This window comes from Alteromonas sp. H02 (genome assembly GCF_059682525.1).
The window spans coordinates 667,748-682,001 of the sequence record NZ_CM185021.1 but is presented as its reverse complement, the minus strand read 5'-3'; the positions used below and the strand labels follow the sequence as shown (position 1 = coordinate 682,001).

Sequence of the window (14,254 nt, the reverse complement as noted above, 5' to 3'; positions counted from 1 at the left end):
TTTAAAGCCAAAGGCCCTGCACAAGCGGGGCTTTTTTTCGCAAACACAAAAGCCTATTAGCCCGTTTAAAGAGCGGTTTCCCGCTGAGCTTTACTTTCGCAATCCGAAACGTTTCAGAAAGTCACTCACAGAAATCGTGGCGTAATCAACATATTCACCGGCATCGTAAAACCGGCCATGGCAATGGGGACAGCTTTCAAAATGAATATGTCGCTGCGCGCTGTCGGTCATCTCGAGCATTTTACTATTCGGACACACCGGGCATTGAATATCGCTTATTTCACTATAAAGCGTGCCCATTTTCTTATCGCCGGTGTCCAGAGCGCGGGCAAAATCCTTTAGCGCCTTATGCTCCATCACATCAAACCATAAGCCGTGGCAGGTGCTGCAACGCTCAACCACGCCGGCAGGCGTATTGATATGCTCAAAACGACCATGACACTTGGGACAATCCATCTAACTTCCTGCAGAAGTGAAACTGACAGAATTCTACTATATGCATTTTTGGCGGTGCTGTCATTGCCAATAAAAAACCCCGCTGATGCGGGGTTTGTAAAACAACCATACCTTAGATCTAGAACGGGATGTCGTCGTCAAAGTCGAAGTCAGGCTCAGCCATAGGAGGCTTTTGCTGATTCTGGCCGCCCTGCGGACGTTGCTGCTGAGGTGGTTGCTGGTAGTTTCCGCCCTGATTGCCACCACCATAATTCTGGTTGCCGCCGCCGTAACCACCGCCCTGCTGACCGCCTTGTGGACGCTGTTGATAGCCGCCGCCCTGTCCGCCCTGACCACCTTCACGGCCACCGAGCATTTGCATCTGGTCGACGATGATTTCTGTGGTGTAACGATCCTGCCCCTGTTGATCCTGCCATTTGCGGGTTTGCAGTTTACCTTCAACGTAAATTTGCGAACCTTTTTTAAGGTATTCACCGGCAATTTCTGCTAACCGACGGTACATGGTTAAACGGTGCCATTCAGTTCGTTCCTGCACCTGCCCCTGCTGATCTTTCCAGCTTTCACTGGTTGCCAGGCTCAGATTGGCAACGGCGTTGCCGTTGGGCATGTAACGTACTTCCGGGTCGTTACCTAAATTACCGACCAGAATGACTTTGTTAACGCCTCGAGTTGCCATGATGTCTCCTAAAATCTGTTTACGCTTTTATAATAATATAAGCGCATGCAGCGCTTCGTCGTCGTTTGTAAAGCTTGCCATTATAACGCATTTTTTGCGCTCGCTCAGCGCCTTTTTGAGGTTAAATAAAAATCCCCAGTGACAAAATACTAACTCGTTGTTTTACCAATTAGACTACGGCAAATTAGCGCGACTTTCACCTGTTCTTGCAACCGGTTGTTTCACATAACCCAGCCGGGTAAACGCCCCATTGCGGCCAGTGTGGCAAAAACAACCACCATCAAACCTACAATGACAATACAACAAAACAGCAAAAATACCGTTAAAGGCGAACCCGTGTGGTACTCCATGACCGGCTCTTCATTCATCAATGACGTCTTTGTTAACACCTTCAGACACCAATACATGGTAGGTAAGGATAAGATAAGCCCGACAATCTCAATCAGTTCCAATAGCAGCGGCGTGGGCGATGGTGATACCGGAAACATGCGGGCCAGATCCAACAGGTAAACGATGAAATAGCTTATGCCTGCCAGCATCCCGGCAACTATCGCCCAGCGGGCATGTAGTCTGACAAAGTAGGCCGCCATCAGACTCCCCAGCCCAAGGGTGGTTAAAAACAGATTAAAGGTACTGAGCAACAATGGCGAAAGATGGGAAAAGTCCCGGTTTTCTATGGGGCCTCCCGGCACCAGCGTAATCAGCAGCAGCGCCGATATCAGCAGCAGCCAGGTAATTTTGTTATGCATGATTTGTCTCCGGTTAATTCAATACCGACAGACTAAACACCGACAGGTAAAACACAGGTAAAAAAAAGCCTCAACCGGCGTTGAGGCTTTCAGCTTTATACGTTAAGCGACATAGATTTACAGACGGCGCTTACCACCAGGTGATATAAAACGCCGCAACAACAATGGTTAATGCCAAGGAAGCCATATTAAACACTGATGAGGTTTTGAAATTGATGTCGTTGAGTTGTACTGCGTGCTCATGGTCCCCTTTACCTTCGAACAGGCTAACAACAACGGCCAGGCCAACACACAGTAAAAATACAATTCCCACGCGGTCCATAAATGGCAGTGCAGGTAGCATCAGTTTAAATGCCAGACTGAATACCGCAGAGCCAACGGCCGCTACCAGACCACCATTAGCCGTGGTTTTCTTCCAGAACATACCCAGCGCAAACAGCGCAACGATACCGGGTGTGAAGAAGCCGGTGAATTCCTGAATATACTGGAACGCCTGATCAAACTGACCGAGTAATGGTTTAGCCACAATCATGGCAATAATCAGCGCCAGTAAGCTCACAATACGGCCTACTTTTACATAGTGATGCTGGCTCTTATCAGGGTTACGGTCCTTATAAATATCCATGGTAAAGATAGTCGACACACTGTTGGTCATCGACGCCAGAGACGACACGATTGCCGCAACCAGGGCAGCAAAGATAATGCCTTTAAGACCAACTGGCATCAGGGTCATCAGCGACGGGTAGGCCTGGTCGGCCTTTTCCAAATCCGGCACCAGCAGCACTGCAGCAATACCAGGTAATACTACAATCAACGGCATCAACACCTTCAGGAATGCAGCAAACACAATCCCTTTCTGCGCTTCATTAACACTTTTCGCCGCCAGCGTTCTTTGGATAATGTACTGGTTGAAGCCCCAGTAAGACAGGTTCATGATCCACAAACCACCAATCAGTACCGATAGGCCCGGCAGATCCATATAATGCGGATTTTCTTCGCTAAGGATCATATCGAATTTACCCGGCAACTCAGTAGTGACGGTATTGAAACCAGCCCAGAATCCAGCCCCGTCACCGATAATGTTCAGTGCAGTATAAGATAGGAAGAGACCGCCTAACACTAACAACACGACCTGAATAATATCGGTCATGGCCACGGCTTTCAGACCACCGTATAAAGAGTAAGCCAGGGAGAACACAGCGAGGAAAATCATGCCGTACATCAGGTCGACACCGGCGATGGTATTAATTGCCAGTGCACCCAGCCATAATACTGCTGTGAGGTTTACAAACACATAAACGCCCAACCAGAACACCGCCATTACCATGCGCACACGATGGTCGTAGCGCTGCTCCAGGAATTGCGGCATGGTGTAGATTTTGTGCTTCAGGAAAATAGGCAGGAAATATTTACCTACAATAATCAGTGTGATAGCTGCCATCCACTCGTAGGATGCTATCGCCAGCCCCACCATATAACCAGAACCAGACATCCCGATGATCTGCTCTGCCGAAATATTGGCTGCAATCAGTGACGCACCGATGGCCCACCATGGCAAACTGGAACCCGCCAGAAAGTAATCGTTTGTGTCTTTCTCGTGTCCCTTTTCTTCACGAGAAACCCTCCATGCTATGCCGATTAAGGCAATCACATAGATAGCGAATAACGCTATGTCGAGTGTTTCAATTTTCATTATGCGACCCAATAGATTGTAATTTTTATTCGTAAGTAAGTAACGAAATCAAGTATTTTCGTCAAAAGCGCCCTGATTTGTAGTACAAATGTAAACTTTTTGTTTCAACCCAGTTCGCGCATAATACTTGTCTTCTACCTGTTTAGTCACCCCTAAAAGTAAATTTTTTCGTAATAAAGCAACAACACAACCGCCAAATCCGCCTCCCGTCATCCTAACCCCGCCGGTTTCGCCTATTTCCTGTTGGATAATTTCTACAAGAAAATCAATAGGTGGTACGGTTATTTCGAAGTCATCGCGCATTGAAATATGCGACTCGGCCATCAGCTGACTCACTTTAGCAATGTCATCCTTTGCCAATGCATCAAACATGGCAGTGGTGCGTGCGTTTTCGCCGATGATATGGCGTGCGCGCTTGTACTCATTCTCACTAAGCGTATTTTTGGCGGCTTCCAGCAGCTCAGTGTCGGCATCCCGTAAACTGGCCACGCCAAGTTTGCGGGCTGCTGCCTCGCATTGCTGACGACGCAAATTGTATTCGCTGTCGACCAATCCCCGCTTCACGTTGGAGTCGATGATCATAATGGCGGAATCTTCGGGTAAATCGATAAAACGCTGAGACAGGTCGCGACAATCCAACAACATCGCTTTACCACGTTTGCCGAGTGCCGATATCAGTTGATCCATAATGCCGCAGGAACAGCCGACAAATTCATTTTCGGCCTGCTGACCCAGCAAGGCAGCCTCAATGCCTTCGATATTCAGCTCGTAAAGCTGCGTTAGGGCACTGATAATCGCAATTTCAAAAGAAGCAGATGAACTCAGCCCCGCGCCTTGTGGCACGTTACCGGTAACCACCAGGTTTGCCCCGCCCAGTTGTGGATACTTCGCTTTGACAACCTGACACACTCCTTTTACATAGTTGAGCCAGCCTGGCTGTGGCTGGTGCTCAATGTTATCCAGGGAAAATGACGCGCATTCGTTATCGTAGTCAACGGCTACCACCTTAACAATGTCGTCATCTCGCTTTGCCGTGGCAATCTCGGTGCCAAAGTTGATCGCAACCGGAAAAACAAAGCCCTGATTATAGTCAGTATGCTCACCAATCAGATTGACCCGGCCGGGGGCGTGGCTGGTTACCTCTGGCGTGATGTTAAAATAGGCAGAGAAAAGCGAAGAAATATCTGCAAGCGTCATTGGCCGGCCTTTTTATAGTGTGTGGCAGAAAGCGCCTGCAGCTGCCGGGCAGCTTGTTCAGGTGTGAGGTCGCGCTGAGCTTCCGCCATCATCTCATAGCCAACCATAAACTTTCGAATGCTGGCAGAGCGCAACAATGGCGGAAAGAAGTGTGCGTGGAGCCCCCATTCTGGATGTACTTTGTCATCAAAGGGCTGACTGTGCCAACCCATTGAATAAGGGAAAGACGTGTTAAACAGGTTGTCATACTTACTGGTAATTTCGCCCACAATGATGGCAAGGTTTCGTGCCTGAATCTCACTCAGATCAGCCAGCGAACTCACACTAAAGCGCGGTAATAGCAGAGTTTCGAACGGCCAGGCGGCCCAGTACGGAACGACAACCAGCCAGTCTTCATTACTGCATACTACCCGCTCTTTGAGCGCTATTTCGCGTTCTGCATAATCGAGCAGCAGGGCTCGCTGATGCTGCTGATAGTACTCAGCGAAGCTTGCCAGTTTCCTGGCCGCCTGCGTTGGTAAATGACGTTGAGCCCAGACTTGTCCATGAGGATGCGGATTGGAGCAGCCCATCATGGCGCCTTTGTTCTCAAAAACCTGTACCCACTGATAACTTTTGCCTAACTCTGCGGTTTGCGCCATCCAGCATTTCACTACGCGGACTCTTTCCTCATCGGTCAGTAATGGTAGCGTTTTACTGTGATCCGGCGAAAAGCAAATCACCCGGCTACATCCCTGTTCAGACTCATAGCGAAACAATGGATCGCTGCTGGTACTATCCGGCGTGTCCGCTTGCAGTGCGGCGAAATCATTAGTAAACACGAAAGTGCCTTTATATGCCGGGTTCACTTCCCCGTTGATCCGGGTGTTTCCCGGGCACAAGTAACAACTCTCGTCGTACGCTGGTAAGACGGATTGGTCGGGTTCATCCTGCTGCCCCTGCCAGGGGCGCTTGGCCCGGTGTGGCGATACCAGTACCCATTCTTGCAGTAACGGATTGTAACGTCGATGCGGATGATCAGACGGCTCAAAAGGAACAGACATGGTTAATTCCTGTTTAATTTAAAGGGTAAACGTTTTCCCCATTCTCATATTTTTTTACGTAGATGTAAATAACTCTGAGCAAACATCTTTGCACTGCTCAGCTAATTAACATAAACTAGGCTTGCCTAGTATGAACTGTGGAGAGCCCTCAGGCAGGGTATACGTTTACCTTACGGCAGTATACAAGAGGTGAATAAAACCGGGGCTAGTTATCATTAACCCGCGGTTCAGCCACACCTGTTACGCCCACGTCGAGTTCAAACACGCTACCAGCCAACGGATACTGATTTAACGCGTCATCATCCATACCGATGCAAGCTGAGGTAACAAACAGTGTTGAATATTCTGGCCCGCCGAAAGTGATATTAGTAATTTGTGGCGCAGGCAACACAATTCGCTCGATGAGCTTTCCTGCCGGATCAAAGCAACATAGCCCATGGCCTTGCCAGCAGGCCACCCAAAGGTTGTCATGGCTATCCACCGTAATACCGTCCGGATAACCGTGGTGCTCAGGTAAAACAATGTGTTGGCGCTTATGGGATAGCTGTCCATGGCCATCAACGGTAAAAGCGTAGATGGTTCGGGTGGCAGAGCTCACTGAATAAAGCCGATCGCCGGCAAGGTTAAATGCCGGGCCATTGGATACGGTATAGCCACGGTCTACTTTATGCAGCGTGCTGGTATCGTTAAGACTGGCCAGTTGATAGAGACTCCCGCAGGGGGCCGTTTCACTGTCATCCATGGTACCAAAATACAACCGACCAGCTTGGTCGGTTTTTGCATCATTTAAGCGATTGCCTACCGGTTCTTCGCTCAGCAACAAACAGCACTCGCCACAGCTCAGATTGTCGTTTAGCCAGTATATGCCCGACTGCAGCCCAACAATAAAACGGCCGGAACGGGTTTCCTTCACCCAGCCAGTTTGTTCTGGCATTGGGATAGCGATCACGGCCTTTGTGGCGTAATCCATGCGGTATAACAGTTGCTGTTTAATATCGACCCAAAATACGCTGTTATACCGGGTACTGTAATAAATACCCTCGCCGAGACTGCATCTGTGATGACTTACATTTAAAATTTTAACCGGCATTACATCCTTTCACTGTTAAAAAGCCCTACAGGTGAACCCTGCTCTCACCAACTGCCTTCGTCAGTTAGCCGCCCGATAATTCACCATCAAAGCCGAATAGAAAAAGGCAAAGCTTACACAACCTGTAAACAGAATCGAGTAGTGAATGTCATTTAAGAATAAGATCATTGAGATATCTGCGCCAAGGAAAAAGCTACCAAAAAACAGTAAAGCAAACAGTGACTGACTGTTTTGTTGCTGGCGCAATCGCTGGTCTCTTAAAACACAGGCCATGAATTTCAGCACCGGTAAGTCTTTTTGCCACTGACTTAGTTGTTTGCCCTGCGTGTGGGCATAAAGCTTTGCCGCAACGACAAGCGCGATGGGCGTCAGGATAACGGGTAACCAGATGTATCCTTCGCTAAAGCCGTGATAAACCGCCACAGTCATCAGCACCAGGCTTGAGTAAATATATATTCGTTCCATATCGATCTCCCCGCGTAACCGTCATTTGACAAAAACCAATGTAATTGTAAATGCACGCTGGGTCTGTAGAACCTAAGGACAGGTTCAGAGCAGTTTATGATGAGGTTTTATCAAGCCAGTTTAACTGGCAACAATCAGCACGGTACCGGCAAACGCTGCTACCACCAGGATCAGTTTTCTCACCAGTATTTCGTTGATACGCCGGTTAATGAAAAACGACGCAAACCAGCCAATCAGAATAGCCGGAATACATTTTAAGAAAAGCTCAAGATCATCATGCCCCGCTGCGTCGGTAAACCACAATACCGCGATGCCAAACATGTTGATATAAACAAAAAAGACGCTCAGATTGGCTTTGATTTTATCTTTATCTTCCGCCTGATAAAGCAAGCCCATAGGCGCTCCGCCTGCCGATGTTGTGGTACCCATAAAGCCCGAAATCATGGCCGCGATTAAATTGGAAATGACGCTGATCCGCGGCGTAACGCCCACCATAGACAATATTACTGCGGCAATAATACACACGCCTAACAACATCTGGTACTGATGGGCGTCTATGTAAAGCAGCACACTACCGGCCACCAGCACACCGGCCGTGCCGCCAAGAATTGAGAAGCCGGTTTGTTTCAAGTTGATATCGTACTGATGTTTAACTGCCAACAGCGTGGTTAACAGTAAAGCATTGAGGATCATGGGACCAGGCACCAGTTCGGGCATGATCAAAAAGATAAGCGGTGCACCCAACAAGCCAAGCCCAAAGCCTATAACACTCTGCAAGCATGAACCGATGATCAGGACCAGGTACACCAGGATATAGTCGGTCAAACAAACAATCCTTCAACTAAAACTTAACTGTTATGCGTAACATGCAATTTACATATTATATTACATATGATTTGTGCACAGTGCCAGAATGTAAACATTTTTGCAACATAACAATTAGTCGGAATAGTTGTTTGCAGCCGCAGCAGGGGCTGCAGACCAGTCCAGAGAAAAGGAAAAATTCAGCGGATTAGGCATGCCGGCGCAGTGCCGGCAGGCGTTAGAATAGCGTTATACCCAGCCCGCATCGATAATCAGCGTTTGCGCTGTCATCATTTTGCTATCGTCAGCGGCGAGAAATAATGCTGCGTTGGCAATATCGATGGGTAACAGGGTTTCATGAATACACTGCGCCTGTTGTACTTCCTGTACAATTTCAGGACCAGCCCAACGGGTCATCTGTCTCTCGGTCATCACCCAGCCCGGTACCAGCGTGTTCACCCGAATATGCTCAGGTCCTAGCTTGGCAGCCAGGGTACGGGTCAGGCCATCAATTGCTGCTTTAGCCGTCGTGTAAACGGGCATGCAGGTTTGCTTCTGGCGCCAGCTTACCGACCCCATATTGACAATACTGCCACCACCGCAGCGGCGCATTTGCTCGACAACCGCCTGGGCAGCAAAAAAGCTCGGACGCAGGTTTACGTTAATGCGATCATTCCAGTATTCCTCGTCCACCTCTTCAAATTCGTGACGGGTATCATCGGCCGCATTGTTAATCAGCACGCTAATGTCGCCATGCAGTCTTGCGGCCTCACTGATAGCCCCTTTAAGGGCTTTGAGGTCGCGCAAGTCGCACTCTATAAAAGTGGCCTGGCCTTTTCCGGCTTGCGCTATTCGTTCTACCAATGCCTGGCTTTTGTCTACATTGACATCAACAAAACACACCCGGGCTCCCTGTGCACAAAATCGTTCCACCATAACCTCGCCAATACCTGTTCCACCGCCGGTAATAAATACGCTGCGGTTGTTCAGGCTTGGATAACAGGCCGAAGTATCAGACGACTGGGTCATAAAAAAATCACCATAGATGATGGCTCAGTAAACACCAACTTTCGTTGTTAAATAAAAATTCGTTACGCTGACAGTTCAGATTCAGCAATTTTCAATTCAATATAAGCCATTGCTTCATCTATCAGATACGCCATCATGTTTTTGGCTCGCTCTGCTTCACCATTTTTGATTGCCTGATAAATCTTGCGATGTTCGTCGGCGATGGTTTGCAGGCTGTCCTTGGCATTAGTCGTATACTGGAAGCTTACATTTAAAGCGGTACTGATGAAATCCCGAAGCTGGTAGAAAAAACGATTACCACTGGCAAGTAATATGGCCGTATGAAACTCTACATCGGGCTGATGGATAGAACCGTCGGTTTGTGCAGCGTTATCCATGGCATTTAAGGCCACCTCGATTTGCGCGATGGCTTCCGGTGAGCCGTGTTTAGCTGCCAGTGCTGCCGCCTGTGGTTCAATGGCCAGGCGCATTTGCAAAAACTCTTTTAATACCAGCAATGAAGGGCTGCTCTCAAACATCCACCCCAGTACACTGGTATCGTATAAGTTCCAGTTTTCTGGTGGTTCAACCCGAATCCCCTGGCGCGGCCGGGACGATATTAACCCCTTAGCTGCCAGCATTTTCACTGCTTCGCGCACTGCTGTACGGCTAATGCCATACTCGGTACAAAGCTGAGCTTCAGTTGGAAGGCCAGAGCCCTCGCCATAGACTCCTGCAATAATCGCTTTACCCAATTCATTGGTAACGCGTTGCGACAGGTTTAAATTCTCAATTCGCGCCATGGATTATAATCTTTCTGCTTACGGCCATAACCACGGATAATATCATATTTATCGGTGGTACCTGTTGGCTTTATTGTTAATATAGTTGTTCACATCATAGAGTTGTAAGCCCCCAACGTGCAAGCGTTTAAAATTGATCCAGCACTAAAAACAATCTACTAACGCCATTATGGAATTTAACGCTGTTTTAACAAAAAGCTTTTCATTACCCATATTGTAATATAATATTTTTTTAATTATTTTGAGCTGACATCATGGTATCAGGGTTATTACATGGTTGAATTAAGTACACTCGACTGGCTGGTTCTGGCTGGTTTTTTTATTTTGTTACTTGGCGTGGTCGGGATGTCCATGCGGCAAAAAGAAGAAGATACGGCTGATTATTTTCTTGCCGGTCGTAATGCAAGCTGGCTGGTGATTGGTGCCTCAATCTTTGCCTCAAATATTGGCTCTGAGCATTTGGTTGGCCTGTCTGGTTCCGGTGCCCAGTCGGGGATGGCGCTCGCTCACTGGGAATTGCAGTCGTGGATCATCCTGCTGCTTGGTTGGGTTTTTGTGCCCTTCTACTGGAGCAGTAAAGTTTACACCATGCCGGAGTTCCTGGAACGCCGCTACAACTCTGCTTCACGTACCTTCCTGTCGGTGATTTCACTGGTCAGTTACGTGTTAACCAAGGTTGCAGTAACGGTTTATGCCGGCGGTATTGCGTTTAAAACTATCCTTGGCATTGACAGTATCTGGGGAATCGACTTCTTCTGGATATCGGCGCTGGGCCTGGTCATCATTACCGGTATTTACACCGTACTCGGTGGCATGAAAGCCATCATGTGGACCTCGGTATTACAAACACCGGTACTGATCATCGGTTCGGTGGTAATCCTGGTCGTTGGCCTCGATCAGGTTGGCGGCTGGTCTGAAGTAGAACGTATTAACGACGCTAATCTGCATCTGATTCGCTCAGCCAGCGATGTTGACTTCCCATGGCCTGGCATCATTTTCGGCTCATTCATCATTGGTTTCTGGTACTGGTGTACCGACCAATACATCGTACAGCGTGTACTATCTGCTAAAGGCATTAAGGAAGCCCGTCGCGGTACCATGTTTGCCGGTTACCTGAAGTTATTACCCGTGTTTATTTTTCTGTTCCCGGGCATGATTGCTGTGGCCCTTAAGGAAAAAGGCATTATCAATTACGCCAGCGCCGACCAGGCATTCCCGACACTGGTTGCTGAACTGCTGCCTTCAGGCGTTAAAGGGATTGTTATCGGCGGTCTGGTTGCCGCGCTGATGAGTTCACTGGCATCACTGTTCAACTCTTCTGCTACGCTGTTTACCATCGATTTCTATAAGAAGTTCAAACCTGAATCCAGCGAAAAGCACCTGCTTAAAGTGGGCCGTCTCGCCACTATCGTAATTGTTATTCTGGGTATCCTGTGGATCCCGGTGATGAGCTTAATCGCCGATGTGTTGTATGAGTATCTGCAGAGCGTACAGTCGCTTATTGCCCCAGGGATTGCAGCAGTGTTCCTGCTTGGCCTGGTAAGCCGTCGTATTACGCCGGCCGCTGGTTATGCCGGCCTGGTTTCGGGCTTTGTACTGGGTATGATCAGACTGGTCATGCTGCCATTCAAAGACAGCCTGGCCAACACCAGCTTTGCCTGGATTGTGGAGATGAACTGGCTGTACTACTGTATCCTGTTGTTCGTCCTGGTGACTGTCATCATGATTGTGGTGAGTATGTTCACCAAAGCGGCCAGTGAAGAGAAACTGCAGGGCCTTACGTTCAGAACACTGGGCAAAGGTACCATGAAAGAAGTGGTCGATGGTCTGGATAAGTGGGATTACATCCATACCGTGGGTATATTGGGTATCACAGCTTTTATTTATATCCGCTTCTGGTAAACGACCAAGCCGGTGCCATCGTCACCGGCTTTTCTTTATCTACACCAAACTAGCAAAAACTCCCCGGACTGACGCCATGCTGAAGATACTCACCTTAATGTTACTGGTAACATTTCCTGCTACAGCAACCACGTATAAGGTTTACTACCTTGGCGGCCAATCAAACATGGAAGGCTTTGGTGAAAATGTCGATTTGCCAGCCAATTATCGGGCACCACTTAAATCAGTGCCCGTTTTCCAGGGCAATCCGGTAGCCGACTTTAAACCTGGTGGCGGCCTTGGCCTCTGGGATACACTGCAACCGGGCTTCGGCCGACAGTTTTATTCCGATGGCAACACCAATCAGCATTCAGACTATTTCGGCCCGGAACTGAGTTTTGGCCATCAGATTGCCAAACTGAATCCTCAACAAAAGGTGGCTCTGATTAAGTATGCACTGGGCGGCTCTGCCCTCGGTTATGGGGTGGGTAACAACTGGTACCCAGACTATCGCCGTGGCAATGGCATAAACCAGTATGATCACTTTTTATCCACACTCAGCAATGCTTTTGCCAGCCGGGATATCGATGGCGACGGTGAGCCTGACACTCTTATCCCCGCAGGGATTATCTGGATGCAGGGCGAGTCAGATGCCTACGACAGCGAAATAACCGCCAATCGCTATCTGGAAAATCTGAAAACGATGATGGCGCTGTTCAGAGCCGCTCTTCGCAACCCGGATTTACCGGTGGTATTAGGCAAAATTACTGATTCAGGACTGGATCCCGAAGACGGTTTGCGAATGAACTGGGGCAGTCTGGTTCAGCAGGCACAGCTCGACTTTGTTGAGCAGGATAGCTGCGCAGCCCTGGTTACCGTCACTGAAAGCTTTACCCACCTTGATGACGGCTGGCACTATACATCCGCGGATTACCTGACATTAGGGCGCCAATTTGCTGAGCGAGTAGCTGAAGAAATCGAAGATCTAGTCTTTCACCGGCAATCCACTGGGAACACTTTGTGGAATCAACTCAAGATCTTCCATAACACTTAAGTCAGTTAATGCTTCAAGAAATGCCAGTAAATCATCAACTTCGGCTGCGGTGAGCGAGACCGGTTGCAAGTCGTTAGCATCAATCACTATCTGACGTAGACTGAGGTCATCGTGGCCAATCAAATCACCTTCATCCAGATCTTCACGGGAAGGTTTTACCAACTGACTGGGATCATAGTTTTCCAGTGCTGTGAGTGGATCAAGATGATGCATTACTATCCCACGCAGCGTGGCATAAGCTCCGGTATGACCATAGGGCGCAGTTAAGGCCACATTACGCAGCGACGGCGTTCTGAATTTACCCCAGTCTTCATCCATTCGGGTTGCTTCTGCTCGGCCACGGTCCTGATGAGGCGTGCGCCCCTCACCGCCCGGCCCTACCTGTGGAATAGCAATACCGTAAAACTGGTGGTCAGTCTGAAATTTACCGCTATGGCAACTGCTGCAGTTAGCTGCACCGTAAAATAAATCCATACCACGCACCTGCTGAGCGGTCATTGCCTCAGAATCACCGCGCAGGTAAGCATCAAAGGGGCTGTTATCACTTCTGAAAGCGACGGTCTGAAACGCGGCCACCGCATTCGCATAGTGCTGAATCTTGATATCTGCCGGACGACGGACATCATCGAAAGCCGCATCAAATAAACGAACATAATCCGGATTGACCCGCAGCCGCTCCATATAAGCATTCCAAAGCGGTGGGAAACTATTGTTACGGGAGAGAATCAAACGGGCGACGATTTCATTCTCAATCGGGTCGCCAAGCATTTCGTTTTGATTAAGAATAGGAAACAATGCCTGGCCCGCCAGCACGTTATGCAAGTCTGGTGGCGTATCGCGATTGGCAGCGGTATTCACCACCCCATTCTCTTCAAAGTGAATGCCATTCCAGTTCATATGAGTAAACTCTTTAGCGCCAAGGTTGTATAGATGTGGCGCATGACGGCCAATTCGCCCCTCAACCGCATCATCTCCCTCACCGGTATCGCGATAACGCCCCAGCCCTTTACCTCCCTCACCTACGCCAAGTGACAAACCATCAGCACTGAATGTCAGGGGGTTGTGGCAGGTTGCACAGGAAATATTCTGATTGCCACTCATGATTTTATCGAAAAATAACATGCGACCCAGCTCAACCAGTTCTTCATCCGGCGCGCCATTATAATGGTAATCCGAATCAACCACCGGGGATGGCAGGTCTTCCGCCAGGCCACTATGAACAACACTGAGAAATAATGCACTTACGCAGAGCAGTGAGGAGTTTAATTTCATCATTAATTCCTTTTAATGGCGGTTTATGTGGACTAAACCGGAAAAATAGAAAAGTTATTTTTG

General features: G+C 48.6%; 14 protein-coding genes. 2 read left to right on the top strand and 12 right to left on the bottom strand.

The features are described from left to right. Nucleotides 1-90 precede the first annotated feature (90 nt). The 11 genes from AC566Q_RS03050 to AC566Q_RS03000 all read right to left on the bottom strand — a co-directional run bounded on the left by AC566Q_RS03050 (nucleotide 91) and on the right by AC566Q_RS03000 (nucleotide 9,984). Nucleotides 91-456 carry a zf-TFIIB domain-containing protein gene (locus tag AC566Q_RS03050; protein WP_105933723.1) on the bottom strand — a complete coding sequence of 122 codons (366 nt, stop codon included), beginning with the start codon at nucleotides 454-456 and terminating at the stop codon, nucleotides 91-93. A 118-nt stretch (nucleotides 457-574) separates the two neighbouring features. Next, nucleotides 575-1,132: a single-stranded DNA-binding protein gene (locus AC566Q_RS03045; RefSeq protein WP_105933724.1), complete on the bottom strand. Its 558-nt coding sequence runs from the start codon at nucleotides 1,130-1,132 to the stop codon at nucleotides 575-577. A gap of 221 nt (nucleotides 1,133-1,353) precedes the next feature. Beyond that, nucleotides 1,354-1,881 (bottom strand): DUF8051 family protein, encoded by a 528-nt coding sequence (locus AC566Q_RS03040; protein ID WP_499613523.1) that lies wholly within the window; start codon nucleotides 1,879-1,881, stop codon nucleotides 1,354-1,356. A 130-nt stretch (nucleotides 1,882-2,011) separates the two neighbouring features. Further along, the gene (locus AC566Q_RS03035; protein WP_499613521.1) at nucleotides 2,012-3,574 is read right to left on the bottom strand and encodes a sodium/sugar symporter; all 1,563 of its coding nucleotides are present in this window, start codon (nucleotides 3,572-3,574) and stop codon (nucleotides 2,012-2,014) included. A gap of 48 nt (nucleotides 3,575-3,622) precedes the next feature. After that, nucleotides 3,623-4,771, bottom strand: a complete 1,149-nt coding sequence (gene galK / locus AC566Q_RS03030; RefSeq protein WP_499613518.1) for a galactokinase — start codon at nucleotides 4,769-4,771, stop codon at nucleotides 3,623-3,625. Then, nucleotides 4,768-5,814 carry a UDP-glucose--hexose-1-phosphate uridylyltransferase gene (locus AC566Q_RS03025; RefSeq protein WP_499613513.1) on the bottom strand — a complete coding sequence of 349 codons (1,047 nt, stop codon included), beginning with the start codon at nucleotides 5,812-5,814 and terminating at the stop codon, nucleotides 4,768-4,770. The genes galK and AC566Q_RS03025 overlap by 4 nt, the downstream gene beginning before the upstream one ends. A 205-nt stretch (nucleotides 5,815-6,019) precedes the next feature. Next, a complete protein-coding gene (locus AC566Q_RS03020; RefSeq protein ID WP_499613511.1) occupies nucleotides 6,020-6,904 on the bottom strand; it encodes an SMP-30/gluconolactonase/LRE family protein in 885 nt (294 codons plus the stop codon). Nucleotides 6,905-6,964: 60 nt separating this feature from the next. Further along, nucleotides 6,965-7,369 carry a hypothetical protein gene (locus AC566Q_RS03015; protein WP_499613509.1) on the bottom strand — a complete coding sequence of 135 codons (405 nt, stop codon included), beginning with the start codon at nucleotides 7,367-7,369 and terminating at the stop codon, nucleotides 6,965-6,967. 120 nt (nucleotides 7,370-7,489) lie between these two features. Further along, entirely contained in the window at nucleotides 7,490-8,194 is a 705-nt protein-coding gene (locus AC566Q_RS03010) for a sulfite exporter TauE/SafE family protein (protein WP_499613506.1), read from the bottom strand. A 228-nt stretch (nucleotides 8,195-8,422) separates the two neighbouring features. Further along, nucleotides 8,423-9,202: an SDR family NAD(P)-dependent oxidoreductase gene (locus tag AC566Q_RS03005; RefSeq protein WP_105933733.1), complete on the bottom strand. Its 780-nt coding sequence runs from the start codon at nucleotides 9,200-9,202 to the stop codon at nucleotides 8,423-8,425. Between the two features lie 62 nt (nucleotides 9,203-9,264). Beyond that, a complete protein-coding gene (locus AC566Q_RS03000; RefSeq protein ID WP_105933734.1) occupies nucleotides 9,265-9,984 on the bottom strand; it encodes a FadR/GntR family transcriptional regulator in 720 nt (239 codons plus the stop codon). A gap of 273 nt (nucleotides 9,985-10,257) precedes the next feature. Here AC566Q_RS03000 and AC566Q_RS02995 point away from each other — a divergent pair, with 273 nt between their 5' ends. Further along, the gene (locus AC566Q_RS02995) at nucleotides 10,258-11,886 is read left to right on the top strand and encodes a sodium:solute symporter (RefSeq protein ID WP_499613504.1); all 1,629 of its coding nucleotides are present in this window, start codon (nucleotides 10,258-10,260) and stop codon (nucleotides 11,884-11,886) included. Between the two features lie 76 nt (nucleotides 11,887-11,962). Beyond that, nucleotides 11,963-12,919, top strand: a complete 957-nt coding sequence (locus AC566Q_RS02990; RefSeq protein ID WP_499613501.1) for a sialate O-acetylesterase — start codon at nucleotides 11,963-11,965, stop codon at nucleotides 12,917-12,919. On the opposite strand, the gene AC566Q_RS02985 is transcribed toward AC566Q_RS02990, so the two are convergent. Next, nucleotides 12,851-14,194, bottom strand: coding sequence for a cytochrome-c peroxidase (locus AC566Q_RS02985; RefSeq protein ID WP_105933737.1), 1,344 nt, complete (start codon nucleotides 14,192-14,194; stop codon nucleotides 12,851-12,853). The genes AC566Q_RS02990 and AC566Q_RS02985 overlap by 69 nt on opposite strands. Between the last annotated feature and the right edge of the window lie 60 nt (nucleotides 14,195-14,254).

Excerpts from the sequence above, each read along its gene's own strand:
- AC566Q_RS03050 (WP_105933723.1), bottom strand. The coding sequence starts at position 456 with ATGGATTGTCCCAAGTGTCATGGTCGTTTTGAGCATATCAATACGCCT.
- AC566Q_RS03045 (WP_105933724.1), bottom strand. The coding sequence starts at position 1,132 with ATGGCAACTCGAGGCGTTAACAAAGTCATTCTGGTCGGTAATTTAGGT.
- AC566Q_RS03040 (WP_499613523.1), bottom strand. The coding sequence starts at position 1,881 with ATGCATAACAAAATTACCTGGCTGCTGCTGATATCGGCGCTGCTGCTG.
- AC566Q_RS03035 (WP_499613521.1), bottom strand. The coding sequence starts at position 3,574 with ATGAAAATTGAAACACTCGACATAGCGTTATTCGCTATCTATGTGATT.
- galK (WP_499613518.1), bottom strand. The coding sequence starts at position 4,771 with ATGACGCTTGCAGATATTTCTTCGCTTTTCTCTGCCTATTTTAACATC.
- AC566Q_RS03025 (WP_499613513.1), bottom strand. The coding sequence starts at position 5,814 with ATGTCTGTTCCTTTTGAGCCGTCTGATCATCCGCATCGACGTTACAAT.
- AC566Q_RS03020 (WP_499613511.1), bottom strand. The coding sequence starts at position 6,904 with ATGCCGGTTAAAATTTTAAATGTAAGTCATCACAGATGCAGTCTCGGC.
- AC566Q_RS03015 (WP_499613509.1), bottom strand. The coding sequence starts at position 7,369 with ATGGAACGAATATATATTTACTCAAGCCTGGTGCTGATGACTGTGGCG.
- AC566Q_RS03005 (WP_105933733.1), bottom strand. The coding sequence starts at position 9,202 with ATGACCCAGTCGTCTGATACTTCGGCCTGTTATCCAAGCCTGAACAAC.
- AC566Q_RS03000 (WP_105933734.1), bottom strand. The coding sequence starts at position 9,984 with ATGGCGCGAATTGAGAATTTAAACCTGTCGCAACGCGTTACCAATGAA.
- AC566Q_RS02995 (WP_499613504.1), top strand. The coding sequence starts at position 10,258 with ATGGTTGAATTAAGTACACTCGACTGGCTGGTTCTGGCTGGTTTTTTT.
- AC566Q_RS02990 (WP_499613501.1), top strand. The coding sequence starts at position 11,963 with ATGCTGAAGATACTCACCTTAATGTTACTGGTAACATTTCCTGCTACA.
- AC566Q_RS02985 (WP_105933737.1), bottom strand. The coding sequence starts at position 14,194 with ATGATGAAATTAAACTCCTCACTGCTCTGCGTAAGTGCATTATTTCTC.